Genomic DNA, 25,557 nt, shown 5'->3' on the forward strand with positions numbered 1-25,557 from the left:
TTGCTGCTATTTTTTGTCCTGTACGCCTAAGAGGTATTCACAGGATACATGGAAGAACTCTGCCAGAGCGACTACCTCATAATCAGGAACAAACCTTGTTCCCTTTTCAATCCGCAAAACGGTCAAGTCGCTAAATTCATATCCGGCAAGCTGGAGCTGTTCTGCAAGGGCTTTCTGTGACAGCTTTCTTTCTGTCCGCAGTTCCATGATCTTTTGACCGATCAGGTTTTTAGAGTTGCTTTCTTTATTCCAGTAGATTTTAATATCCTGTCACCAACTTTCTAAAGATGAAGTCCTGTATGATTGATTTTACGAAATATTGTTGATAATATACTTCTAAAGATGAAGTGAACGGAAATTATCTTGAGAAAAAGAAACTTGGGATTGATAATACTGCCTGTAAAATGCAAAATTATGTTTAACAGAAAGGTGGAAATGAACATGAATGAAGTTTTTGAAACATTAGCAAACGTCTTTGAGGAACTGCGCAGCGAATCCGGGGACAGGGAGTATTGCGTCCAGACCGAAGATGCAAAAGAAGCCAGCCGGGAACTGAAAAAGAAGCAGAAGGCATTTGAAACATATCTTTCCAGACTGCCGAAAGAGGACAGGGAGTTTTTAGAGGACTATCTGGACACAGTGGATCATGTCCATTACAAGGAGGAGCAGAGGGCGTACTATCAGGGAATTGTGGACGGTATACAGGTGCTTGATGGATTGGGCATCGTGAAAAAACGTATGCGCATAAAAGAATTTCTTAAAAAATTTAGCAGATAAGCAAAGAGGTGGCTGGCAGGACAGAAGGCGAGCCACCTTGTTTGTATAGTTCAGAATAATCCAGAAATATTCATGAAAAAATTCAGACATTGGAGCTATTCTATTCTTTAGGATGTTTATACGTCCGGAGATAGGCTTCCACAATAGCGAGAATGGTTGTTATCTGTTCTTCCGTACATTGTGACAGATAAACCAACAGCCGCTGGTAGTCGAGGTTGTCTGCCGGGACAGTTGGGTAAAAGAACGGATCGGCGGAAATATGTAAGGCTCGTATGAGCTGCCCTAGCTTTTCAAGGCTTGGCACGTTTCCATGATTTTCGATTTCTTTGATATAGCGTGAGGAAACGCCGGATTTTTCAGCCAGTTCTTCATAGGTCAGTTTTTGCTCAGTTCTAGCCTGTTTCAGACGGAATCCCATTTCCTTGTCAATTTTCTTTTTACTTGCCATATATGCACCTCCATGTATAGTGTATATTGCACATTTTACTTTTGAAATGCACTAATAATTCACTTTAACAGAGGGGCATAATGCACACAATAAAATAGAATGACTTTGGATATTGCATATAAAAAAACGCAGTATCCAGAGGTTTTTTTGCGTGGATTTTATCCTTTGGGTACGTTTAGGGAATTTATGTGTTCTGAACGGTCTAAAGGGTATTTTTTTGACTTCGTGAACCTGTCTGGCTATTGGCGTGGAAAGGTTCTTTTATAAGGTATTTTACTGGAAGTAAAGCAGAATATACCTTAGAGAGTGAACTATACGCACTCGCAAGCTGTGGAGAAAACAGAATAACAGATATGAACAACGTCCAGCGGGCATTCTGCCTGTCCGGGCGTTTTTTATATACAAAAATTTTTTAATTTTTACACCCACCCGAACATCAGCCTGTCGCTATTTGGCAGATACTGCGGAAAGGGAGAAGGCGTATGCCTTTGTCACGTCACAACGGGGAGGAGGTGAACTCGTATGAAGAAACCTTCTTGCCATGATGAACTGACAATCAGGCATCGTTTTGATCGCCTGTGCCAGATGTCGCTCAAGGGCGAAGCAATTAACTATTACCGGCACATGGATTACCGCAGGGAGCATGAAGCCATGTTTTCTGAACTGTCTGAAAAGGAGCTGAATCAGTTGTTTGTTATGGATGAGTATGGAGTGGAAAACAGTCATTTCACAGTGCATGGATATGACATTGAAGTGAAGGACACCCTGATTGCGGAAGCGTTGCAGGCACTTTCGGAACGGAAGCGGAATGTAATACTGCTTTCGTATTTTCTGGAAATGAGCGATGCGGATATAGCAAGGGAGATGAACCTTGTGCGCAGCACGATCCATGAACACAGGACACGCTCACTTGAGATTTTGAGAAAGATTATGGAGGAAAAAGCAGATGCGAAAGAGATGTAAGAGTAATGGAGATAAGAATCTGCTGCCTTTCCATATCATAAAGGCAGCATCAGAAGGCGATGTAATGGCAATCAACGAAGTCCTGAAGCATTATGAGGGGTACATAATCACCCTGTCCACCCGGAAGATGTATGACGAGGGCGGGCAGCTTCATTTCTGTGTTGATGAAACGCTGCGCCGGAGACTTGAAACAAAGCTGATTACAAAAATACTGGCGTTTGAAGCGGTGTAGAGGGCGGTTCGCTGTCCTTTTCCATAGCTGACAGGTTCAGCGGTGTACCTTGAAAATTGAATACTGTATTGCATACAGGACGTGAGGATATGCAGAGCCACTAAGCAGATGCGCCATGACGTACCTGCCCTGTCTTATGGCGGGGTGAACGTGAGGGAATATCGGAAATGATATTGAAGCAAAGGTAAGGAGCGAGTGAGATCGGGCAAAATGTGTAGCAGTTACATGGGGCGATGAAGCATATCTGTGATAATGATACTTCCGGGTTGCGGAGCAGTCCGCAATCCGGTCAATAAAATGACGGTGCAAGACCGATGTGGGCAGTGTAATGAGCTGCCACCTGTATTGCAGTTTTTATCTGCTAATAAATGGGGAGAAGTGTATTCTGCTTATTTATTAGCAGATAAGGCTGTGCAAAAAGGAGAAATTTATGGTAAAGAAAGTAGATAGAAAAAAATTTGTCAGATATAAAGAGGGCGCAGAAATATACAGCATGGGTTTAACCAAATTTCAGGAACTTGCAAAGCAAGCCAACGCTATCTATAAGGTGGATAAACTGGTATTGGTGAATTGTGATATTTTCGAGCAATATCTGGAATCTTTTAGAGTCAGTGAATGAGGAAAGCAAAGAGAATTTCGTAAAAAATAATTGTTCTACAAAAAGTCCTTGACTTTTCGTAGAACGTAAACTATAATGGTGTTAGTTATGAAGGAGGTGCATAGTAAATGCCTAGAACGGGGCGTCCCAAAACCGACTCGCCTAAGCAAAGGTCATTAAGCCTTCGGGTTGATGATGCGGAGTATGAGAAACTAAAAGACTATGCTGCCAAACATGACATGACCATAACGCAAGTGCTACAAAAGGGTGTTGAACTTCAATACTCAATGGAAGAAAACAGGTAGCAGTACGAAATATCTCTTTCCTTTTAAGAAAGGAGTAGAGATGGCAAAAGCAAGGAAAGACCATAGAGGGAGAGCTTTACGGAAAGGGGAAATCCAACGCAAGGATAAAACGTATATGTATACTTATACTGATCCTTATGGTAAAAGACGGTACATATATGCGAATGACTTGGTAGAGCTTAGAGAAAAAGAAAAGCGTCTGATGAAAGACCAGCTTGACGGTCTGGATGTGTATGCGGCAGGCAACGCAGATTTGAATTTTGTTTTTGACAGGTATATTACAACGAAAACAGAATTAAGGCGGACAACCTACACAAATTACACCTATATGTATGACCGATTTGTAAGGGATGAGTTCGGGAAAAGGAAAATTGGAACGATAAAGTATTCAGATGTGTTATATTTTTACTATCATTTGATAAATGACAAAGGATTACAGATTAACACACTTGAAACTATCCATACGGTTCTCCACCCAACTTTCCAGCTTGCAGTGAGGGATGACATCATCAGGAATAATCCAAGTGATGGCGTGATGGCTCAAATCAAGAAGAAGCCGGGGAGAAATCATGGTGTACGACACGCACTCACTTTGGAGCAGCAGAGAGCCTTTATGGACTACACAGCCAAAAGTCCGGTATTCTGCCATTGGACACCGTTTTTCACAGTGCTGTTAGGGACAGGGTGCAGGATTGGCGAAGCGATTGGACTTAGATGGGAGGACATAGATTTAGAGAAAAGGGTAATCAGCATTAACCATAGCGTTACATATTATCCCCGAAGAAATGATACAACCAAATGTGAATTTGGCGTATCCCTCCCGAAAACAGAAGCGGGTATCCGTACTGTCCCGATGATGGATGCAGTATATGAAGCGTTCCAAGAGGAATACAGCGAGCAGAAAGAAGAAGGTTTCAATACTACGGTGGTTGACGGAATGACAGGATTTATTTTCAGTAACCGTTTTGGAAATCTTCATAATCCGCAAGCTGTAAACAGGGCAATTAAGCGGATATACGAATCGTACAATGCAGAGGAAGTGTTAAATGCCAAAAGGGAAAAAAGGCAGCCAGTCATAATACCTCACTTCTCATGCCACCATTTAAGGCATACCTTTTGTACAAGGTTCTGCGAGAAGGAAACAAATGTAAAGGTGATACAGGCAATTATGGGACACGCAAATATTGAAACAACAATGGACATATATGCCGAAGTCACTGACATGAAGAAACAGGAAGCAATACAAAATTTATCACGCAATCTTGATGTATTTTAGGAAAGAGTCCGAAACGGATAAATGAGTACAGCAAATTGTGTGGTTTACAACAAATCTACATCAAATTTGAAATTTTATTGGTAGAATAACACATCATAATGAAGTGTTTGAAGCGTAAGAAAAAAGCGGAGATAAGCGGTTATGAAGAATAATGAAGTAACTTGTTTGAAATTCCCGACAATGAAAACGCTTGGCGGAAAAGACCAGTAAAATCAAGGGTTTGCGGACTTAAAGACAGTATGGTACGACAAGAGTACGACAAAATAAACTCTCTTAACGGGTTAAAATAAATGATTTTAAATTAAACTCGTGTCAGTTCAAGTTAATATTTTGTACGATAAGGACATTTTTCTAAAAGAAAATTTTAGGGAAGTGTCCTTTTGTTATGGTCAAAAAACAAAATAAGAAATGGAGGAAATGAACATGAGTAGTACAGCGTTAGGAGCAGAGAAAGCGATTATTTTTATCAGTGATGCACATGAAAAATTCTACTATGAAAAATTGAAAGAGGTCAGGTATCAGGACGTGTACCACAAAGCGCTTGTATATTGTCTTGGTATCAGCGATGACACAAGAAGAAATATCAACAGCATTTATAACTTTAAGACAGGCTGTGTAAAAACGGAGTGCCTGCACGAAGGCTGGCAGACCAGCGGGAGCTTAAAAGTAGTCAGGATGGCGTTTAACCTTTACTGCAATGGTACGCCGAGTGTCCTTGACTATGATGATGCGGAGGAACAGGTGGACGAGTGCAGACGGTACACAGTGGAAGAACTGTTCTGCTGTGCCTATGCGCCTTATTTTTGGCAGGCGGTACAGATTCGTTATCCGGAATATGTAACATATAACCACAACTTGTACGCCATGCTTGGAGGACGGGATTGATGTTAAAAGTCAGGCTTATGGGAACGAAGAACGATATTAAGTGGTTCGGGAAGATTTTACAGCGTAACCCGAAAATCGAGGTGACGGAGTTTTCCGATATGTTCCCAAACAAAGGGACAAAGAAATATTACAGGACTTATGTGGAAGTCAGGAAAAGCAACGTAAAAGAAAATTAGTAGAAGCAAAGGAGAATCATCATGTGTAAAATAATCGCAATCGCAAACCAGAAAGGCGGTGTGGGCAAGACCACCACCACAAGCAATTTAGGAATCGGGCTGGCAAAACAGGGAAAGAAAGTGCTTCTGATTGATGCGGACGCACAGGGCAGTCTGACCGCAAGTTTAGGCTTTACAGAGCCGGACAGTCTGGAAATCACGCTTGCAACCATTATGGGGAACTTAATCAATGACGGGGAAGTAGAGCCGGGGGAAGGTATCCTCCACCATGAGGAAGGGATAGACTTAATGCCGGGGAACATTGAGCTTTCCGGTCTGGAGGTTTCCCTTGTGAATGTGATGAGCCGGGAAACGGTACTCCGGTCATACATAGAGATTGTCCGGGAGAGTTACGATTATATTTTAATTGATTGTATGCCTTCTCTCGGCATGATTACCATAAACGCCTTTGCCTGCGCCGACAGTATCCTGATACCTGTACAGGCGGCATACCTGCCCGTCAAAGGCTTGCAGCAGCTTATTAAGACGGTGGGAAAGGTAAAGCGGCAGATTAACCCGAAGCTGGAGATTGAAGGGATCCTGCTTACAATGGTAGACAGCCGAACGAACTACGCAAAGGACATCAGCGCCATGCTGAAGGAAGCCTATGGAAGCCGGGCGAGGATATTTGCCAATGTCATTCCCATTTCCGTCCGGGCGGCGGAGATTTCAGCGGAGGGCGTCAGCATCTACAAGCATGATCCAAAGGGGAAAGTGGCGTCAGCTTACGATTCTCTGACAAAGGAGGTGCTTGCAGATGGGCAGTAACGCAAAACCAAGAAGCGCATCAAAGGTTGCTCTGGAAAGTTTTGATGATTTGTTCGGTGGAAATACCGCACAGGAAAATGGGATAGAGCAGATTATCAATGCGCCACTGGCAGAGCTTTACACGTTCAAAGACCACCCGTTCCGGGTGGAGGACGATGAGAAGATGGAGGAAACAACCGAGAGTATCCGCCAGTATGGGGTGCTTGTGCCGGGGATTGCAAGACCGAGGGCGGGTGGAGGCTATGAAATCATAGCCGGACACCGCCGCAAACGTGGCTCGGAGCTTGCCGGAAAGACGGAGATGCCTGTGGTTGTCCGCAACTACACCGATGATGAAGCTACGATAATCATGGTGGATTCCAATATCCAGCGGGAAGATATTTTACCGAGCGAAAAGGCGAGAGCCTACAAGATGAAATACGAAGCCATGAAGCATCAGGGGAAAAAGTCAGGCAGAAACACACTGGATGAGGTCGGGGAAGCTGCCGGGGAGAACGCTAAAAAGGTTCAGCGGTATATCTGGCTTTCCCGCCTGTCTGATGAACTCCTTGCTATGGTGGACGGTAAGAAGCTCGGCTTCTCACAGGGCGTTGATATTTCCTTTCTTGCGGAAGAAGCGCAAGGGTGGGTACAGGCAGTCATAGAGGAAAAAGGCTGTAACGTCAGCATGGTGCAGTCGGCAAAAATTAAGGAATATGGCAAGACCGGGGAGCTTACCCTTGCAATGGTGCGCCTGATACTGACGGAGGAAAAGCAGAAGGAAAGGAAAGTGACACTCAAAGCGGATAAAATCAGCGAATATTTTGCGGAGGATTGCAGCAGTGAGGAAATAGAGGGCATCATCATTCAGCTATTGGATGAATGGAAGAAAAGACAATAGAGGGGAGGTGCATCAGCGTGGATGGCACAATAAAATTTGACTATTATTATGGCATCGAAGCGGAACAGTTTTCTTTTTACCGGGTTCCGAGGCTGCTGATAAAAGACGCAAGGTTTAAAGAGTTGTCCAGCGATGCAAAGCTCCTTTATGGTCTGATGCTTGACAGGCTGGCATTGTCAATCAAGAATGGCTGGCTTGACGAGGAAAACAGGGTGTATATCCATTACACCCTGGATAACATAATGGAGGATTTGGGATGCGCAAGGGAGAAATGCGCCAAAGTGATTGCGGAGCTTGACAGCAAAAAGGGAATCGGTCTGATTGAGAAGAAAAGACGGGGACTGGGCAAGCCGGACATCATCTATGTGAAGAATTTTGCGACACTGGATACCGGGAAAGAACCGGGAGGAGAGCCGGAAAAAGCTGATAATGCTGACAATTCCGCAGAAGTTCGGAAACCGAACTTCAAGAGGTTCGATAATCAAACTTCAAGAAGTTCGGAAATCGAACTTCAAGAGATTCGGAAACCGAACTTGCAGGAGTTCGGAAACCGAACTTCAAGAAATTCGGAAACCGAACTTGCGGAAGTTCGGGAATCGAACCCTAATTATAACAATACTAATTATACTGATCTGAGTTATACCAATCCTATCAATCAATCAGACAGTGAAGCAGAAAAACAGGAACCGGGCAAGCTGGATAATGGTATGATTGATGTGATGGATGAAGCTAGCGCCTACATGGAAATCATTAAGAAAAATATTGAGTATGAGCATCACATGAAATATGGCGATTGGAGTGAAAAAGGTCTGTATGAGGAACTGTATGAGGTGATATGCGAGATTGTGTGTGTAAAGCGCAGGACGGTAAAGGTGAATGGGGAGGATTACCCTTATGAGCTTGTAAAGTCTAAGTTTTTAAAGCTGGACAGTTCCCATTTGGAGTATGTCATTGGGTGTATGAAGGAAACCACAACAAAAATAGCCAACATCAGGGCATACATGGTGACTGCCCTCTATAATGCCCCCAATACCATGAACCATTATTACCAGCAGTTAGTTCAGCATGATATGTATGGCGGCGGTTGGGAAGAAAAAGGACTGTTCCAGTCCAAAGCGGAAGGAGATGGATAAATGGAATCCATGCGGGATATTGACCGGGCAATGGAACGGGAGATCGCAAAGGGGAGCTGCCCGTTAAAGTTTGTGGGGATAGAGTTTGGCGATTCCCCCTATCAGGAGATTGCGTCAAAAGAAAAGCTGCTGGAGGTATTGTCCTATCTGCTGCGGACAGGCGATTATGGGAAATTTGCCGTAAATGGGACGGGGAGCAATGTTTATATGAACATCAGGGGCAGGAAGCCGGATTTTCAGCGAACTTATTCCATATTTGACCGGAACTGCATTTTTTCCGCAATCAGTCATTACGGAAAGAAAATAAAGCCGGATTTTGACGGGCATACTTATCTGGAAACAGTGCAGTGTTTCTTTAAGCTGCCGGACGGGGAACAGGAGAAATACAGGGTGACATATTACGGGCAGGAAACCTTTGTTTTCCCCATGTCGGATAAATATATCCTCGGACTTTATACGCACTGTATCTCGGCAAGGCGGGCGGCATCGGCGGATATGGATATTCCCGGCACAGGCTTTTCAGAAAAAGAACAGGGCATTGTCAGCCTTGCGGGTGTGCGTGACGTGCTGTTCCAGTGCCTTTTGTTTGACACTGTAAAATATGGGGAAGGCGTGTTATGCGCTGACCTTTGCACAATCTACTGTTTAAAATAGAATCAATAGCTTTTGGACTTTTTGTCCAGAAGTGAGTTAGGAGGTGCGCTATGGCGGAAAAATATATTACGGAAGAACAGCGGGCAAAATGCCGGAAAGTGGCGGATGCGTTTGCGGAACTGTATGAGCTGGCAGATGTAATGGTGGCGGATGCCGGGAGGTTCGGCTTTGTCCGTCTGCAATGGTTCAGTGAGGGAGAAGGCTTTGATTCGGCAATGGCATTTTCGGACAGCATGGAACTGTTTGAGGAACTCTGGCGGATATGGTATGAACATGAGGTCTTAACGCCTGTTTTGGGTACGCCGCTTGCGGAGCTTGACTATGACGAGATATTCAGGTCGCTTTCCAAAGACAGGCAGGAGGAAATCTTGGAAAAGAAGAAATATTTTATTTCCCGGTGTGAAGATGCTTTCGCTTAGGTGGCAGATATTTTTTACAATTTCGGGGCGTTTTCTGCTAAAATAGACCGTATCAGGGTAAAGGAGTGGTGTGTTTGGGAAACAGGAAGCGCCTGAAAAGGGCAGACAGGACATATAAAGACTTAAAGCAGAAGCAGAAAGCAGGAATAGCAGACAGTATGTTCCAAAAGACCTGTGATTATTACAGGGAGCATGGCAGGATGCCGGAAGGAGAGGACTGTGAAAAAATTGTGGGGCAGATTTACCAGAGGGTAAAGGGGATAGCGGAAAAGGCTTCTTTTGATGAAGTATACAGCCTGTACCTTTACCGTCTGCCACGTTATGAAACGAGGATTGCAGAGAACGGGCTTCCGGAAAAGAAAGAGAAAAAGAAAGAAGATGCCGACAAGCCGAAAGTAAAGCAGATAGGCAGGAGCAAAAAAGTATGCCCGAACTGCGGAAGGAAGATGAAACAGCAGTTTATCGGGTTACAGCACTGCAAATGCGGCATAAGTTGGAAAAAAGACATCGGATATTTTGAGCGTACCGGGGATATGGTTTTCGCTCTGGAACGGAGGAAAGTAGGGAAAAAGACAAAGCAGTGTCCGGTAATCCGATACAGATAATTAAATACCAGAAACAGCGTGAGGGCAGTTATAGACCGTAAACAGCGGTTTGTAGCTGCCCTTTTTGCGTTTAAGTAACTTTTGGACTTTTTGTCCAGAAGCAGAATGGAGGATGTAATGAAAAAAAGAGAGTTCCAGAAAAAAGCAACAGCGGAGCTATTGAAAAGGCTGGCGGCGGTCTGTGCGGAGTTGGGGGAGAATCCCAACATTACAGTATCGTCAAAGTTCCACAGTTCCTATTTTAAGCTGCGGAATGACTATAACCTGATGCAGATTTCCGTCAAGCAGACAGGGGAGCTTAGTTACCAGCTTACGGATATGCTTGGCAGCACTGGCGGGAAGCGGATTTACTATGAATATCGTGAGAATGATGATTTTACACGCATCATAGAAAAGTTTTGCGGCGATTTTGCAAGGTTTTATAAGGATTTCCTGTTATCCGGCACACTGCATGACTTCTGTGACATAAAGCTGTCATACGGGGAGGACGCAGGCGCAGGACTGGAAGAATACGAATCCTGTATCCGTTCCGGGTGCTTATAGGATAAAAAACAGCTTTTGGACTTTTTGTCCAGAAGTGGGAAGGAGAGCTTATGAAATATTTAATTCGCAGGCTGTACGTCCCACCCTGACGGGCGTACAGCAATAAAAAAAGAAGGAGGAAAAACCATGCAGGAGGAAGTGACACAGAAAACCATTGCCCTTGTGTTTAAATCTTCCCGGCTGACTGCCGACGTGCTGAAAAAGGCTATGAAGATGTATCTGGAACACCGGAAACAGGGAAAGCAGATGCCGCATGGGAAAATATCAGTGAAAGAGCTGGTCGGTCAGGGTATGGGCGCTTCGAGCATTGAGGTGACGGATAACAACATCAAGTCCTTTGAGAGAGTGGCAAAGAAGTATAACGTGCAGTTCGCTGTGAAGAAGGATAAGACGGAAAAGCCGCCGAAGCACATCGTATTATTCAAGGGCAAAGATGCCGACGTAATAACGCAGGCATTTAAGGAGTTTGTAAAAGTTAATGAGAAAAAGCATAACCGCATCTCCGTAAAGGAGAAGCTGGCGCAGTTCCGGGAGCAGTTAGGAAAAGACAAAAACCGGGAGAGGGCAAGGGAACACCAGAAGGACAGGGGGCAGTCATTATGAGTAAAATCGTAGAGGGCATTGCCAAAGACCTAAAGTCAATCCCTGAAAAGCTCAAGGCAAAGACGGGGAATGTTGACAAAAAGAAACTTTTCCTTATGAACCTCCCCTATGCGCTTGCCGGGTATTTCTGCGACAAAATTGCGTGGCTGTGGCGGGTATCGCCGGGGCAGGATGCTTCCGCAAAGGCGATGGCGGTCATGGCGGGGATGGAGGACTTATTTTCCAACCCGTTACCAAGTTTCCACCCAAAAGATTTGCTGATAGGGATAGGGTGTGGCATTGCGCTCCGCCTTATAGTGTATTTCAAAGCCAAGAACGCCAAGAAGTTCCGGCATGGCATGGAGTACGGTTCTGCAAGGTGGGGGACAGCGAAAGACATTGAGCCTTATGTCGATCCGGTATTTGAGAACAACGTGTTACTCACAGAAACGGAAAGGCTGATGATGTCCGGCAGACCAAAACAGCCGAAGTATGCGAGGAATAAAAATATCCTTGTTATCGGCGGTTCTGGTTCGGGCAAGACGAGGTTTTTCGTAAAACCGAACCTGATGCAGATGCACTCATCGTATGTTGTCACTGATCCGAAGGGGACAGTGTTAGTGGAGTGCGGAAAAATGCTCTTAAAGAACAATTACCGGGTGAAAGTGCTGAATACCATTAACTTTAAAAAGTCCATGAACTATAACCCTCTCGTTTATATCCGGAGCGAGAAGGACATTTTGAAACTCGTAAACACAATCATTTTAAACACCAAAGGGGAGGGGCAGCAATCCGGCGAAGATTTTTGGGTGAAAGCCGAAAAGCTCTATTACACCGCACTGATCGGGTACATCTGGTATGAGTGCGTGGAGGAAGAACAGAATTTCACTACTCTGCTTGACATGATAAATGCCAGCGAAGCAAGGGAGGATGACGAGGAATTTAAAAATCCCGTTGATTTGATGTTCGATGAGCTGGAGGAAAGAGAGCCGGAGCATTTTGCAGTAAAGCAGTATAAAAAATACAAACTGGCGGCGGGCAAGACAGCGAAAAGCATCTTAATTAGCTGCGGCGCACGTTTAGCCCCCTTTGACATCAAGGAGCTGCGTGACCTGACAAGCTATGACGAGTTGGGACTGGATATGATTGGGGATGAAAAGACAGCGCTGTTTGTCATTATCTCCGATACCGATGACACGTTCAATTTTATTGTGTCTATCATGTATACGCAGCTTTTCAACCTGCTCTGTGACAGGGCGGACGATGTGTATCATGGCAGGCTGCCCGTCCATGTGCGCTGCTTGCTCGATGAGTTTGCCAATATCGGGCAAATACCAAAATTTGAGAAGCTGATTGCCACAATCCGAAGCCGGGAAATATCAGCTTCCATTATCTTGCAGTCAAAGTCGCAGCTTAAAGCGATTTATAAGGACAATGCCGACACCATTGAAGGGAATTGTGATACCACCTTATTCCTCGGAGGGAAGGAAAAGACCACCTTAAAAGAGATGGCGGAAATTTTGGGTAAGGAAACGATAGTGCGCCCGTTAGGGTGTATGCCATAAACCGCCTTTAGCAAGCGGTAGACAAAGATATCAAAGAAAGGACGGTGAAAATTTATAGTCTATCATTCCACGACTTATCCGTGAGGGGAAACCCTCTGGGGAGTGTAGCATGTCGTTGTTATAGCCGCCACTATTAACGCTATAACTGGCATAAAACGGCGCAATCTTCTAACCGCTGTTTTATGTGGGGATGAAAATCCGTGTATGAGGATGAAAGCTAAACTGCTTGATTGGTAGCCGGAGCCTGGGAGTATCTGGCCTACGTGCGAAAGAAGATGAAACGCACGGTGCTTTGGCGTCTGTCGCTCAATCGTCGGCAGACGTGCGATATCCAAAGCAGGGCAAGCCTTAGATTAGGTTGAACGGCGAACGCCACATATCTACAAAGATTACCGACAACACGGAACGCTAAGTATGGCATACGCTACCGGGGATGACCTAAACCCGCCCATATGCGGGCATGGTTACACAGCTCCCATAGTAGCCCGTGGACTCTGGATTTACAGGGATAGCCGTAAAAACGGAAGCGGGAGAGCCGCCCACATGACGAAGGGGAGCAGTATGCTTTTAATACAGAGAAAGAAAGGAAGGTGCGTGAGGCATCATGAGAAATCCAACTGATGTATTGAATAGCCTAAACAAACAGTCTAAAGATTTATCGTATAGGTTCCAAAGGCTCTACCGGAACCTGTACAACCCGGAGTTTTACCTTTTGGCATATAGAAATATCTACGCCAATGAGGGAAGCATGACGCCGGGTGTGGATGGTGAAACACTGGACGGAATGAGCAGTCCGAGAATAGAGCGTATCATCAGCGCATTAAAAGACCGTTCTTACCGCCCAAAACCTGCACGGCGTACATATATTGCAAAGAAAAACAGCAGTAAGAAGCGTCCGCTTGGGATTCCTTCCGGGGATGACAAGCTGGTGCAGGAAGTAGTCCGAATGATATTGGAAAGCATTTATGAGCCAACCTTCTCCGACTATTCCCACGGATTCCGCCCGAAAAGGAGCTGCCATACAGCCCTCGAACAGATACAGCGGACATTTGCGGGGGCAAACTGGTTTGTGGAAGGTGACATTCAGGCATGTTTTGACAGCTTCGACCACCATGTTATCATTGATATTCTGCGCAGGCGCATTGATGACGAAGCTTTTATCTCATTGATGTGGAAATTTCTGAAAGCCGGATATATGGAACAATGGCAGTACAACAGGACTTACTGCGGCACTCCGCAGGGTTCCGGTATCAGTCCCATATTGGCAAATATTTACCTGCATGAATTGGATATGTATGTGGAGGAATACAAAGAAGGCTTTATAAAAGGGAACCGGGTAAACCGTAAAGTGAACCCGGAATACGCCAGACGGAACCGTGAAGTGCAGAAGTTCATGCGCCAGAACAGGGAAGTATGGGATACGCTTACCGAAGCCGAAAAGAAAGAACGTGCCGGGGAATTACGCAGACTGCGGGAGAAACAGAGGGAAATCCCGTCTAAGCAGTTCAGGGATGAAACCTATAAAAACCTGCAATACGTCCGTTATGCGGATGACTTTATCATAAGCATTATCGGGAGCAAAAGGGATGCGGAAGAATTAAAAGCAGACCTTGCTGTATTCCTCAAAGAAAAATTAAACCTTACGCTGTCAGTGGAGAAAACCAAAATCACCTATGCTACTGACCGGGCGAGATTCCTCGGCTATGATATCTCTATTTCAAAGAGCCGGGAAATCACAAAACGCCAAGGCAGGAAAGTGAAAGGGTACAGCGGCGCAGTAAAGTTATACATGCCGCATGAAAAATGGGAATCAAAACTGTTGGAGTATGGCGCAATCCGTATCAAGAAGGACAAAGTTACACAAAAAGAGCATTGGAAAGCCATTCACAGACCACAGCTCATTAACCGTAAGGATATCGAAATCCTGTCAAAGTACAACTCTGAAATCAGAGGTTTGTACAACTATTACTCACTGGCATGTAATGTATGCGCAATGAGCAAGTATGCGAGTTTAATGCATTATAGTATGTTGAAAACATTCGCAAATAAATACCGCACAAAGACCAGAAAAATCAAAAAGAGATATTTCAGAAATGGACGGTTTACAGTCATTTATAAGACAAAAGGCGGTATGAAGGAGAGCGTATTTTACAGAGGGCCTTTTATCCGCAAGGACAAGCCTAATGTGCCGCAGGCAGATATCCTGCCCGCCTATAAGCGGTATGATAAACCGAACCGCATAGCGGCAAAACTGCGCTCCAAAACCTGTGAACTCTGCGGACAGTACACAAATGACGTGGAGATTCATCAGGTGAAACGGCTGAAAAGCCTTAGCGGTAAATATGAGTGGGAAAAAGTTATGTTAAAGAACCATAGGAAAACGCTGGCAGTATGCCCGGCGTGCCACCGTGAGATACACGGAAAAGACTGATTTTGTTAGTTGATGGCATATGGAGAGCCGTGTGCATCGAGAGGTGCCCGCACGGTTCGGGAGGGAGCGTCCACGAGGCGCTTACCTCATGACCTTTACAATACCTCTGACACAAGGGGTACGTCGCAGTCCTACGGTTTAAATTATCAAAAGACCGGAAAAGAATTGATGTCGATGGATGAGATTTCGGTTATGGATGGTGGAAAATGTATCATGCAGCTTAGAGGGGTTAGACCATTCTTCTCCAATAAGTTTGACATCACAAAGCACAAGCAGTACCGGCTTCTGTCCGATTTTGATGACAAGAACGCCTTAGACATCGAAAAATATGTGAAAAACCTGTGTAAAGCAAGAGTCAGGGACAATGACACCATTGATGAGGTGGAGGATGCGGGCGTGATTGAAGCATGACAACTGAATATGGAAAAAACTGAATAGGGAACTTGTAAACCAGCAACAGGACTTCTGGACAAAAAGTCCAAAAGTTACGGAAACGGAGTTTTGAATGTACTTGGGAAAGGACAAAACAAAGCGTCCGGCATAGCCAATCGCCAAACTGAATATGCCGGATGCCCGCAGGGTTCTTCCTAAAGGATTGCCCTGTCTTTATCTTACCATAAGGCAGGGAATTTTACACGAAAAAACTCTTTCAGAAACCAGACAAAATTATTTTTGAGAAAGAAAGAGGTAGAAACATGGCATTTTTTACAACAGCGGTAACAGGATTAAAGACAGTCGTAACAGCAATCGGAGCAGGCGTGGGCGTATGGGGCGTCATCAATCTTCTTGAAGGATATGGAAATGATAATCGTGCGACACGTTCGTAACTGAAAAGGTTACGCACTAAGTCGAAAGGCTAAATAGCCTGAAATCTTAGGAGAACTGACAATCCGATGGGTGGAATGATAGGGTAACGCCTTGAAACGCCCACACTGATACTCCGATTGGCGGCGGTATGCAACTGCCTAACCGTCAAAAGCTCGGTGAAGTCGGCAGAGAGTGACCGTAAGCGGGATTTTTTTTACCGCACGAAACCTGTCCAGAGGTGGACGGCGTCACCTATATGCCGGGTGTCGGATACTCATGGTGAGAATGTATGAAAATACTGGCGTACTTCCGAATGTACGGGTCTAAACGTTTGGATTTGTCGAAAGGCATTTCCCCATTAAATTGGGGTGTCCGTGGATTAGTAAGATTGGTTGTTATGAACGTCCACATACCGTTACAGGCGGTAAGATTCTTTGAATTGGACACAGGCTTAGAGGAAGCGCCTAAAAGTATTCAATGATAGGATTGTTGGAACGTGGTAAACCGGGACGTGAATGATAAGGCTGTTGCAGGCTGATGTCACGCTGATAAGGAAAAGCGAAAACCAGCAGGGAATGCTGGTATATCAGTTATGATATTCCACTATCGCTATAACTTATCTTAATTCTGGCGAAAGTGGTGGCACAGTACCTATGAAGCGGGAATAAAAAGCCCGTGGAGGGATAGCCACCAGTCGGATTTAGAAACAAAAACTGAAAACATAACAAACACAGCTTCGAGTATGACAAAGAAAATCCTAACCGAAAGGGGTGGGTGCCTGTGTTGACTTCGGAGCAGCAAAAGCGCAAACCAAAACAAAGCAAAATCCGCTATACGGAGTATTACGACCTGCAAAGCATCTTTGACAGTCTGTATGCTGACAGCCTGAACGGCAAGACCTTTCAGAACCTCATGCGCCTGATTGCAAGTGAGGAAAACATCAAACTGGCATATCGGACAATTAAGGGCAACAAAGGAAGCGGTACTCCCGGCGTGGATAAGCGGACAATCAAAGACCTTGCCGCACTTCGTGAGGAACAATACGTCCGGCTTATTCAAAAACAGTTCAGTTGGTACACTCCCCGCCCGGTGAAACGGGTGGAAATCCCCAAACCCAACGGAAAAACAAGACCGCTGGGGATTCCTACAATTGTTGACCGCATAGTGCAGCAATGTATTTTACAAGTGCTTGAACCAATCTGTGAAGCAAAGTTCCATGAGCGTTCCAACGGCTTCCGTCCGAACCGCTCTACGGAACACGCCATAGCACAATGCTGTCGGCTCATGCAGGTACAGCACTTGCATTATGCGGTGGATATTGATATTCGTGGTTTCTTTGATAATGTAAGCCACGGCAAGCTGATAAGGCAGATGTGGGAAATGGGTATCCGGGACAAAAAGCTGTTGTGTATCGTCAAGCAGATGTTAAAGGCACAGGTGGTACTTCCAGATGGAACGAGGACAACTCCAACCAAAGGAACGCCGCAGGGCGGCATTTTGTCGCCACTGCTCTCCAACATAGTGCTGAATGAGCTTGACTGGTGGGTGACTTCCCAGTGGGAGGAAATGCCTACCCATTACGAGTACAAAACCCGGCAGAACGCCCACGGTACAGATATTAAAAGTCACACCTACCGGGCGCTCAGGCGGAGCAGACTCAAAGAAATGTACATCGTGAGGTACGCTGACGACTTCAAAATCTTTTGCCGGAGCCGGCAGGACGCTGAAAAGGCGTTTGAAGCAACGCGGCTATGGCTAAAAGACCGGCTCGGGCTGGAAATCAGCCCGGAAAAGTCTAAAGTCATCAATCTAAAACAGCGGTATTCGGAGTTTTTGGGATTCAAGATGAAAGTCTACCCCAAAGGGAAAAAATACGTGGTCTGTTCACACATGAGCGATAAAGCCATAAAGCAGGCAAAGGGAAAAATATCTGCCGCTATCCGGGCGATACAGAATCCGGCAGATGACCGGGCGCAATACATCGCCATTCAGCAATACAATTCCGTGGTTGCCGGACTGCACAATTATTACCGTCTGGCAACACACATCAGCGTAGATTTTCCAAAGCTGTCCTATGGACTGAAGCTGCAAATGGCAAACAGGCTGCGGGAATTGACATCAAAAGGAAAACTGGAACGTGGATTTATCAAGGAACGGTATGGCAAGAGTAAACAGCTAAGGTTTCTGAACGGACACCCTCTCATTCCAATGGGATATGTCCAAACAAGAAACGCCCAGCACAAAAAGAAAACCATCAATCGGTATACATCGGAGGGACGGGCAGAAATCCATAAAAATCTTGGTATCAATACCGATACGATGATATGGCTCATGAAAAACCTTGTGTTGGACAAAACGATTGAGTTTGCAGACAACCGGATTTCTCTGTTTGCGGCTCAATATGGGAGGTGCGCCGTAACTGGCGTTGACCTTATGCCGTATGACATTCGCTGTCACCATAAAGTGCCGCTTGAAAACGGTGGTACAGATGAATACAGCAACCTTGTTCTTGTAACCGAAGCAGTACATATCTTAATCCATGCCACTTTGGGAGAAACAATCCAGAAGTACCTAAAGGAACTCCAACTGAACAAAAAACAACTGGAAAAACTGAATAAACTGCGAAAACTGGCGGGAACGTCTATAATCGAATAACCAATTTTTTAATGCTGTAACGAAGTGTGTAAGTTATGTTTAAAACGTAAAATTTCTAAAGTCGATGGGGCGCCGTGTGCGGTGAAAGTCGCACGCACGGTGCTAAGCGGGGGAAAAGCCGGAAACATTTGAAACTGTAGGCTTACCTATCGCAATCGGGTGCAAAATCGCAGGGCATCAAGCAGCTTATGAGTGGAGGGGGCATTATTATTGTGGCGCAGACGGTGATTCCACAGCTCTCCAGCTTGTTTTCATAAGATAAATGGGCGGCATCATAGACAAAATCACTGATTTCATAAAGGAGATGCTGCAGGGGTGGGTACTTAATAACCTTGATACCATGTTTTCCGACGTCAATGATAAGGTCGGCACGATTGCGGGGGAAGTCAGCAAGACGCCAAGCACTTGGAACTCCGGCATATTCAGCATGATACGGACATTATCGGAAAACGTGGTAGTCCCCATAGCAGGCATGATAATCAGTTTTGTGCTGATCTATGAGCTGATAACAATGGTAATCGACAAAAACAATATGCATGACTTTGATACAAGCCTGTTCTTCCGTTTTTTATTTAAGGCTTGTATCGCTGTCATGCTGCTTTCCAAGACCTTTGATATAGTCATGGCGGTGTTTGATGTGGGAAGCCATGTGGTGACACAGGCGGCATCTTCCATATCCGGCTCCACAAGCCTTGACGTACAGGCTACCCTTACCACCATGTTCAACAACCAGATTGACACAATGGGGATAGGGGAGCTTATCGGTCTTGGCATGGAAACTATGGTCATCAGCTTATGTATGAAAATCATGTCCGTCCTCATCACCGTCATTCTATACGGGCGCATGATTGAAATATACCTTTATGTGTCAGTAGCGCCAATCCCGGCAGCGACAGTTACCAACCGGGAATGGGGCACAATCGGGACAAATTATTTAAAAGGGCTTGTGGCTCTTGCATTTCAGGGGTTCTTTATCATGGTGTGCGTGGCGATCTATGCTGTGCTTGTGGCGAGTGTCGCAGTGGCGGGCAATCTGCACAGTGCATTGTGGTCGGTTGCGGCATATACCGTAATCCTCTGTTTCAGCTTATTTAAGACAGGCTCATTATCAAAATCAATTTTCAATGCCCATTGAGTACGAAAATACTGTACTTATTGGGCATTTCCCACGAAAGGAGCAGACTATGGCAATATCCGTACCAGTGCCGAAAGACCTGAGTGGAATCAAGACAAAAGTGGCGTTGAACCTTACCAGAAGGCAGATTATCTGCTTTTCGGGAGCCGCCCTTGTGGGAGTGCCATTATATTTCCTTACAAAAGGAGTATTAGGCACACAGGGGGCGGCGCTTATCATGGTGGGCGCAATGCTGCCATTCTTCTTTTTGGCAATGTATGAAAAAGACGGTTTCCCGGCAGAGAAGATTTTATACTTCATGCTCCGGCAGAAGGTACTTACGCCGGGAATCAGACCGTATAAATCGGAAAACCTTTACAAGCAGTTGGAGGAACGGGAAAAAATCAGGAAGGAGGTATGTTTCCTTGAACAAAAAGCAAAAGGCGGGGGCGGCAAAGCCAAAACCGCAGGAAAATAAGCGGACACCGGAAAAAGCGGGACTGACTTTATCGGAAAAGAAACGCCTTGCGGAACTTCGGCGTGTGCTTGCCGGGAACAGTAAAGAGCAGGCGAAGCCGGACACCGCACAGAAAACCATTACATTCAAAAAAATGTACCGGGACGGCATCTGTCAGGTGGCGGACAGTTATTACACGAAAATGGTGGAGTTTTTTGACATCAACTATGACTTGCTGGAGGTGGAGGATCAGGCGGATATTCTGGAAGAATACAGCAAGCTGATTAACTACTTCGATCCGTCCATAAAGTTCCAGCTGTTCTTATTCAACAGGCAGGTCAGCGAACAGGCTCTTGCGGAGCAGTTTGACATTCCTCTGCAGGAGGATGATTTTGACGATATTCGTGACGAGTACACGCATATGCTAAAGCACCAGTCGGCAAAAGGCAACAACGGAATCATCAAGTCCAAGTATCTGATTTTCGGCGTGGAAAGCGCCGGGTACAGGGAAGCAAAGAGCAAGTTAAGCAATATTGAAAAAGACGTGGTACGCAATTTAAACAGTATCGGCACAAACGCCAGAGGTCTTGACGGGAAGGAAAGGCTGCGTATCCTGCATGAGTATTTCAATCAGGGTACAATGGAGCCTTTCCGTTTTTCATTTAAGGAGCTGTCAGAATCCGGGAAGTCGGTCAAGGACTATATCGCCCCGCCGGGGTTTGACTTCCGCTATCCGAGCCGCTTTAAGTCCGGCAGCATCTATGGGAGCGTGTCTTACCTTGATATGATTGCGCCGAAGTTTACGGACGAGATGGTTAAGAAGCTGCTGGATATTGACGATAACCTCACACTTACCATGCATATGCAGACCATTGATCCGGTGGAAGCAATCAAGATGATAAAACGTGCGCTCACTGACATTCAGAAAATGAAAATAGAGGAACAGAAGAAGGCAGTCAGAAGCGGTTACGATATGGATATTCTGCCTACGGACATCGTGACTTATGAGAAGGACACGTTAGAGCTTCTGGACGATTTGAACACAAGCAACCAGAAACTTATCAAGATGACCTTCCTCATTGCCTGTTACGGGAGGACGAAGCGGGAACTGGAGAACCTGACGCAGAGGGTGTCCGGCATTATCCAGCAGGCAAACTGCAACCTCAGATGCTTGCAGTATTTACAGGAACAGGGGTTAATGGCGAGTGCGCCGATTGGCTGTAATGAGGTGGGGATTGAAAGAAACCTCACCACTAAAAGCGCCGCTGTCCTTGTGCCTTTCTGCACACAGGAGCTTTTTATGCCTGCGCCCGCCATTTATTACGGTTTGAACGCACTCAGCAATAACATGATTATGGCAGACCGAAAAAGGCTGCGTACACCGAATGGGGTGATTTTGGGAACGCCGGGAAGTGGCAAGTCTTTCTCCGCAAAGCGGGAGATTCTCTCCTGTTTCCTTATCACAAAGGACGATATTATTGTCTGCGATCCAGAGGGCGAGTATTTTCCGTTAGTGCAGGCACTTCATGGGCAGGTGGTAAGGCTTGCCACCAATTCAAAAGACTTCTTAAATCCGATGGACATACAGCTTTCACATAAGGGGGACAAGGAAGCGTTGAAGTTAAAGAGCGATTTCCTGATTACCCTGTGCGACTTGATTGCCGGGGGGAAGGACGGTCTGGAGAATGACGAGAAGGGCATCATTGACACCTGCATCAAGCATATTTATGACGGGTATTTCAAGCACCCGAAGCCGGAGAATATGCCCATACTGGAAGATTTGTATAATGCGCTGTTAAAGTATGAGCCGAGGGACGTTGCGCCGGAGATGCAGAGGGAAGCGAAGCAGAAGGCGGTACGGATTGCCAATTCCTTAGTGCTGTATGTGCATGGCTCGCAGAATTATTTTAACCACCGTACCAACGTGGACGCACACAACCGGATCATGTGCTTTGACATTCGGGATTTGGGAAACCAGTTAAAAGAGATAGGGATGCTGATTGTGCAGGATGCGGTCTGGAACAGGGTGTCACAGAACCGGGAACGGAAAGTTGCCACAAGATACTACTGTGATGAGTTCCATTTGCTCCTGAAGGAAAAGCAGACAGCAGTTTACTCGGTCGAGATATGGAAAAGGTTTCGGAAGTGGGGCGGAATCCCGACAGGCTTGACGCAGAACGTGGGCGATTTTCTGAAATCGGAGGAAATCGAGGGCATCTTGGGGAACAGCGATTTTGTGTACCTGTTAAACCAGAACGCCAAAGACCAGCATATTCTGGCGGATAAGTTGGGATTGTCGGAGAAACAGCTCATGCACGTCACCAATTCCGAGCCGGGAAGCGGTCTGATATTGTTTGACAACGTGGTTATCCCCTTCGTGGATAAGTACCCGGCAGATACAAAGACCTTTGCGATTATGAATACGAAGCCGGAAGAATCCGTAACAAAGGGGGATGAGGACAGTTAATGGCAGAAAAGAAAGGGAAGAAAAAACAGGATACCGTCTACCGTAAAGAAGCAAATGCGGAGTTTCATAAGGGAGCTGACAATGCTTTTACGGGCGGCGGCAATGCTGCCTATCAGCCGAGGGATTCCGGCACAGGGAAGCCGGGGCGTGGTTCGGGCGGCAAAAGGCAGACGGAAAAGAGTATGCAGGCACAGCAGGAAACTTTTGGACAAAAAGTCCAGAAGTCCAAAGAGAGCCAGACGGGAAAAAACAGCACGTTTACAGAGAATAAAAGCGTGGATTCCCTAAACAGCGATGCCGGACAGCGTAAACCGAACCATGCTTCAAAGGTTCAGGCAAAAAAGCAGATGTACCGGAACACTTCTGGACAAAAAGTCCAAAAGTCCGAAGCGAAGCCGGGGCAGGAAGAAAAACCGGATTTTGTAAAGGAAAGCAGTGGATTTACCGGGCAGGAGAATTTTAACCAGACGGAGGACAGAGAGAAGCAACAGCCAGATGCGGAAGATTACCACCGGAGGGACACTTACAGGCAGTCGCAGAAAAAGGGGAAATACCATAAAAAGCGGGTGCAGAGGGAACACCGGAATAAAGGAAGTACGAAGGAAAAAGCGGAAAATAAAACCTTTACGGAAGAATCTTTTACGGAGAATACCGGGAATCTGTTTCAGGGGGAAGGGGATTCTGAATTTACCGGAAGTAAAAAGCTGCAAAAGAAACAGCGGCAGGCAGAAAAAGCCGCAAAAAAAGTACAGAAGGCAAGGGCGAAGCTGCCAAAGACAAGGGAATACACCTTGCAGAGAGTGTTTGACGAGAAAACCGGGAAGGGAAAATATGTGGTTGTCCCTCTGGATAAAGAGAAGCCATTCAAGCAGGAGGGCATACCCAAAACCACCATGCGCCGGATGCAGAATGAGAGCCGGAATTTCGTGCATGGGAAAATCGCTGAAACGGAGAAAGAAAATTCAGCGGTAGAGGGCGCACATAAATCGGAGCAGAAAGTGGAAGCGGTTTATTCTTTCGTCAAAAGGCAGGTAAAAGGGAAAGAGCAGAAACAGCGGGCGAAAGTGGCAAAGCTGGAAAAGAAGCAGTTTAAAAAGGAAGTCAGTTTCCAGTACCAGAAATTCTTGGAAGAAAACCCGCAGATGCAGAAAAAAGCCTTGCAGAAGCGGTTACAGAAACAGCGCATCAAACGGGAGTACATCAAGGCGAGGAAGAAAGCAGCGGCAGGAAAAACAGCGGAGCAGGCGTTTGAAAAGACGAAAAACGGTGCGGTCACTGTGGCGAGGAAGTTACAGGAGTTCGCAAGGAGAAATGCGGGCTTGCTTGTGACGGTGGGCATCATGGCTCTGCTCCTTATGATGATTATGGTTTCCGTATCGTCCTGTGGGGCGATGTTTGCGGATACGCAGTCCACGATTTTAGCAGCGAGTTATTTAAGCAAGCCGAAAGAGATTGACACCGCTGATTTACAGCTTACCCGTCTGGAGCTTGACTTGCAGAATGAGATTGACCGGGTGGAAACGGATTATCCGGGGTATGATGAATATTCTTATAATCTTGGGGCAATCGGGCATAACCCGTTTACCCTTATCGGCTATTTATCGGCAGTCCATACGGAATTTACCGCAAGTGAGGTGGAAAGCGAAATACAGGCTCTTTTTGATGAGATGTATACGCTCACACTTACGCCGGATACGGAAACGAGGACAAGGACAGTCACAAAGACAGGAACGAGGACGGTCACTGATCCGGTCACAGGGGAGGAAACAGAGGAAGAATATGAGTATGAGGAGGAAGAAGAATATGAGGTCAGTATCCTCCGGGTGACACTGACGGTCATACCGCTTGAAAGCCTTGTTTCCGGGAAAATGGATACGGAGCAGGCGGAGATTTTCGCCATGTACCGGGAAACAAACGGTCTGCTTCAGGAGTTCGCATCGCCGCTTAACCTTTACTGGTATTATTATGTGTCAAGTTATTACGGATACCGGAAAAATCCAGCCACAGGGAACGAGGAATTTCACCGGGGCGTGGATATAGCTGTACCGACAGGCACAACCGTTTATGCCGCCCATGACGGTACGGTGACAGCGGCGGCGTATGACAGCCACTACGGGAATTATGTAGCGATTGAGATAGACGGTTACACAACCAAGTATGCCCACATGGACAGCATCAGCGTGGGTGCGGGGCAGGAAGTGGAAAAAGGGGCGGTCATCGGCACAACGGGGAATACGGGGAGCAGCATAGGAAGCCATTTGCATATCGAATGTTTATATGACGGGGAGTATTATAACCCGTTATTTTATTTTGGCGTGGGGGAAGGCACACTGTACGGGGAAACACCGGGCGGTCTGCCGGGGAACGCCATACCGCCGGATGCCTATGATGACGCATCAGTGCAGGCTCTTATGGAGGAAGCCGCAAAATACCTCGGCTACCCTTATGTGTGGGGCGGCTCAAACCCTTCCACAAGTTTTGACTGTTCCGGCTTTGTCTGTTGGGTATTTACTAACAGCGGGGTGCATAACCTTCCACGAACAACCGCACAGGGGATTTATGACCAGTGTACTCCGGTTTCCGCATCAGACGCAAAGGCGGGGGACATCATATTTTTTACCGGGACTTACAATTCTGCCGGGGCGGTGAGCCATGTGGGGATTTACTGCGGCAACGGAACAATGATTCACTGCGGAGATCCAATCAGCTACGCAAGCATCAACTCGTCTTACTGGCAGAGTCATTTTTACAGTTTCGGAAGATTAAATTAAGGAGGCA

At 46.0% G+C, this 25,557-nt stretch carries 25 protein-coding genes and 4 pseudogenes; 27 read left to right on the forward strand and 2 right to left on the reverse strand.

All coding sequences use genetic code 11. The annotated features are described in order from the left end of the window. Nucleotides 1–6: 6 nt before the first annotated feature. Complete coding sequence (locus tag GN277_RS03930) at nt 7–264, reverse strand: helix-turn-helix domain-containing protein (RefSeq protein ID WP_159756342.1); 258 nt, start codon at nt 262–264, stop codon at nt 7–9. A 177-nt stretch (nt 265–441) separates the two neighbouring features. Here GN277_RS03930 and GN277_RS03935 point away from each other — a divergent pair, with 177 nt between their 5' ends. Next, nucleotides 442–777, forward strand: coding sequence for a hypothetical protein (locus GN277_RS03935; RefSeq protein WP_159749878.1), 336 nt, complete (start codon nt 442–444; stop codon nt 775–777). Between the two features lie 100 nt (nt 778–877). Here the strand turns inward: GN277_RS03935 and GN277_RS03940 are convergent, their stop codons facing one another. Further along, nucleotides 878–1,225 (reverse strand): helix-turn-helix domain-containing protein, encoded by a 348-nt coding sequence (locus tag GN277_RS03940; protein WP_159749880.1) that lies wholly within the window; start codon nt 1,223–1,225, stop codon nt 878–880. A gap of 522 nt (nt 1,226–1,747) precedes the next feature. Between GN277_RS03940 and GN277_RS03945 the strand changes: the two genes are divergently transcribed. The 26 genes and pseudogenes from GN277_RS03945 to GN277_RS04065 all read left to right on the forward strand — a co-directional run bounded on the left by GN277_RS03945 (nt 1,748) and on the right by GN277_RS04065 (nt 25,550). Continuing rightward, on the forward strand, nt 1,748–2,188 hold the full coding sequence (locus GN277_RS03945) for a sigma-70 family RNA polymerase sigma factor (protein ID WP_159749882.1): 441 nt from the start codon (nt 1,748–1,750) through the stop codon (nt 2,186–2,188). Next, on the forward strand, nt 2,172–2,420 hold the full coding sequence (locus GN277_RS03950) for a helix-turn-helix domain-containing protein (protein WP_159749883.1): 249 nt from the start codon (nt 2,172–2,174) through the stop codon (nt 2,418–2,420). Before GN277_RS03945 ends, GN277_RS03950 begins: the two co-directional genes overlap by 17 nt. 297 nt (nt 2,421–2,717) lie before the next feature. Then, entirely contained in the window at nt 2,718–2,870 is a 153-nt protein-coding gene (locus GN277_RS03955) for a hypothetical protein (RefSeq protein ID WP_159749885.1), read from the forward strand. After that, the gene (locus GN277_RS03960; protein ID WP_016298949.1) at nt 2,851–3,039 is read left to right on the forward strand and encodes a DUF6462 family protein; all 189 of its coding nucleotides are present in this window, start codon (nt 2,851–2,853) and stop codon (nt 3,037–3,039) included. Before GN277_RS03955 ends, GN277_RS03960 begins: the two co-directional genes overlap by 20 nt. 324 nt (nt 3,040–3,363) lie before the next feature. Next, nucleotides 3,364–4,599 carry a site-specific integrase gene (locus GN277_RS03965; RefSeq protein ID WP_159749887.1) on the forward strand — a complete coding sequence of 412 codons (1,236 nt, stop codon included), beginning with the start codon at nt 3,364–3,366 and terminating at the stop codon, nt 4,597–4,599. A 423-nt stretch (nt 4,600–5,022) separates the two neighbouring features. After that, nucleotides 5,023–5,484 (forward strand): DUF6075 family protein, encoded by a 462-nt coding sequence (locus GN277_RS03970; protein ID WP_115624057.1) that lies wholly within the window; start codon nt 5,023–5,025, stop codon nt 5,482–5,484. Further along, entirely contained in the window at nt 5,484–5,660 is a 177-nt protein-coding gene (locus GN277_RS29325) for a hypothetical protein (protein ID WP_004070281.1), read from the forward strand. Before GN277_RS03970 ends, GN277_RS29325 begins: the two co-directional genes overlap by 1 nt. Nucleotides 5,661–5,681: 21 nt before the next feature. Beyond that, nucleotides 5,682–6,467 carry a ParA family protein gene (locus GN277_RS03975; protein ID WP_159749889.1) on the forward strand — a complete coding sequence of 262 codons (786 nt, stop codon included), beginning with the start codon at nt 5,682–5,684 and terminating at the stop codon, nt 6,465–6,467. After that, nucleotides 6,457–7,347, forward strand: coding sequence for a ParB/RepB/Spo0J family partition protein (locus tag GN277_RS03980; RefSeq protein WP_159749891.1), 891 nt, complete (start codon nt 6,457–6,459; stop codon nt 7,345–7,347). Before GN277_RS03975 ends, GN277_RS03980 begins: the two co-directional genes overlap by 11 nt. Before the next feature lie 17 nt (nt 7,348–7,364). Beyond that, nucleotides 7,365–8,480 (forward strand): DUF6017 domain-containing protein, encoded by a 1,116-nt coding sequence (locus GN277_RS03985; RefSeq protein ID WP_159756345.1) that lies wholly within the window; start codon nt 7,365–7,367, stop codon nt 8,478–8,480. Continuing rightward, nucleotides 8,481–9,134 (forward strand): hypothetical protein, encoded by a 654-nt coding sequence (locus tag GN277_RS03990; RefSeq protein ID WP_159749893.1) that lies wholly within the window; start codon nt 8,481–8,483, stop codon nt 9,132–9,134. Nucleotides 9,135–9,184: 50 nt separating this feature from the next. Continuing rightward, nucleotides 9,185–9,553: a hypothetical protein gene (locus GN277_RS03995; protein WP_089774860.1), complete on the forward strand. Its 369-nt coding sequence runs from the start codon at nt 9,185–9,187 to the stop codon at nt 9,551–9,553. 68 nt (nt 9,554–9,621) lie between these two features. Further along, nucleotides 9,622–10,158 (forward strand): hypothetical protein, encoded by a 537-nt coding sequence (locus GN277_RS04000; protein ID WP_456300587.1) that lies wholly within the window; start codon nt 9,622–9,624, stop codon nt 10,156–10,158. Between the two features lie 117 nt (nt 10,159–10,275). Next, nucleotides 10,276–10,701, forward strand: a complete 426-nt coding sequence (locus GN277_RS04005; protein WP_159749897.1) for a hypothetical protein — start codon at nt 10,276–10,278, stop codon at nt 10,699–10,701. A 126-nt stretch (nt 10,702–10,827) separates the two neighbouring features. Next, nucleotides 10,828–11,304 (forward strand): PcfB family protein, encoded by a 477-nt coding sequence (locus GN277_RS04010; RefSeq protein WP_016307629.1) that lies wholly within the window; start codon nt 10,828–10,830, stop codon nt 11,302–11,304. Beyond that, a pseudogene (locus GN277_RS04015) lies at nt 11,301–12,821 on the forward strand (VirD4-like conjugal transfer protein, CD1115 family); the annotation flags it as partial. The gene GN277_RS04010 and the pseudogene GN277_RS04015, both read left to right, overlap by 4 nt. Nucleotides 12,822–13,262: 441 nt before the next feature. Next, nucleotides 13,263–13,469, forward strand: a complete 207-nt coding sequence (locus GN277_RS04020; RefSeq protein ID WP_159749052.1) for a hypothetical protein — start codon at nt 13,263–13,265, stop codon at nt 13,467–13,469. Continuing rightward, a complete protein-coding gene (locus tag GN277_RS04025) occupies nt 13,453–15,279 on the forward strand; it encodes a reverse transcriptase domain-containing protein (RefSeq protein WP_016295882.1) in 1,827 nt (608 codons plus the stop codon). Before GN277_RS04020 ends, GN277_RS04025 begins: the two co-directional genes overlap by 17 nt. A 90-nt stretch (nt 15,280–15,369) precedes the next feature. Beyond that, nucleotides 15,370–15,690: pseudogene (locus GN277_RS04030) on the forward strand (VirD4-like conjugal transfer protein, CD1115 family); the annotation flags it as partial. Nucleotides 15,691–15,974: 284 nt separating this feature from the next. After that, nucleotides 15,975–16,103 (forward strand): annotated as a pseudogene (locus GN277_RS04035) (Maff2 family mobile element protein); the annotation flags it as partial. Between the two features lie 763 nt (nt 16,104–16,866). Next, on the forward strand, nt 16,867–18,741 hold the full coding sequence (ltrA, locus tag GN277_RS04040; protein WP_159756348.1) for a group II intron reverse transcriptase/maturase: 1,875 nt from the start codon (nt 16,867–16,869) through the stop codon (nt 18,739–18,741). 158 nt (nt 18,742–18,899) lie between these two features. Continuing rightward, nucleotides 18,900–18,998, forward strand: a pseudogene (locus GN277_RS04045) (Maff2 family mobile element protein); the annotation flags it as partial. A gap of 5 nt (nt 18,999–19,003) precedes the next feature. After that, entirely contained in the window at nt 19,004–19,876 is an 873-nt protein-coding gene (locus GN277_RS04050; protein WP_159749903.1) for a VirB6/TrbL-like conjugal transfer protein, CD1112 family, read from the forward strand. A gap of 49 nt (nt 19,877–19,925) precedes the next feature. Further along, nucleotides 19,926–20,333, forward strand: a complete 408-nt coding sequence (locus GN277_RS04055) for a PrgI family protein (RefSeq protein WP_159749905.1) — start codon at nt 19,926–19,928, stop codon at nt 20,331–20,333. After that, complete coding sequence (locus GN277_RS04060; RefSeq protein WP_159749907.1) at nt 20,281–22,779, forward strand: VirB4-like conjugal transfer ATPase, CD1110 family; 2,499 nt, start codon at nt 20,281–20,283, stop codon at nt 22,777–22,779. The genes GN277_RS04055 and GN277_RS04060 overlap by 53 nt, the downstream gene beginning before the upstream one ends. After that, on the forward strand, nt 22,779–25,550 hold the full coding sequence (locus tag GN277_RS04065; RefSeq protein WP_159749909.1) for a CD1108 family mobile element protein: 2,772 nt from the start codon (nt 22,779–22,781) through the stop codon (nt 25,548–25,550). The genes GN277_RS04060 and GN277_RS04065 overlap by 1 nt, the downstream gene beginning before the upstream one ends. The last annotated feature ends 7 nt before the right edge of the window (nt 25,551–25,557 follow it).

It is taken from the genome of Sporofaciens musculi, from assembly GCF_009830285.1.
GTDB classification, from domain to species: domain Bacteria; phylum Bacillota; class Clostridia; order Lachnospirales; family Lachnospiraceae; genus Sporofaciens; species Sporofaciens musculi.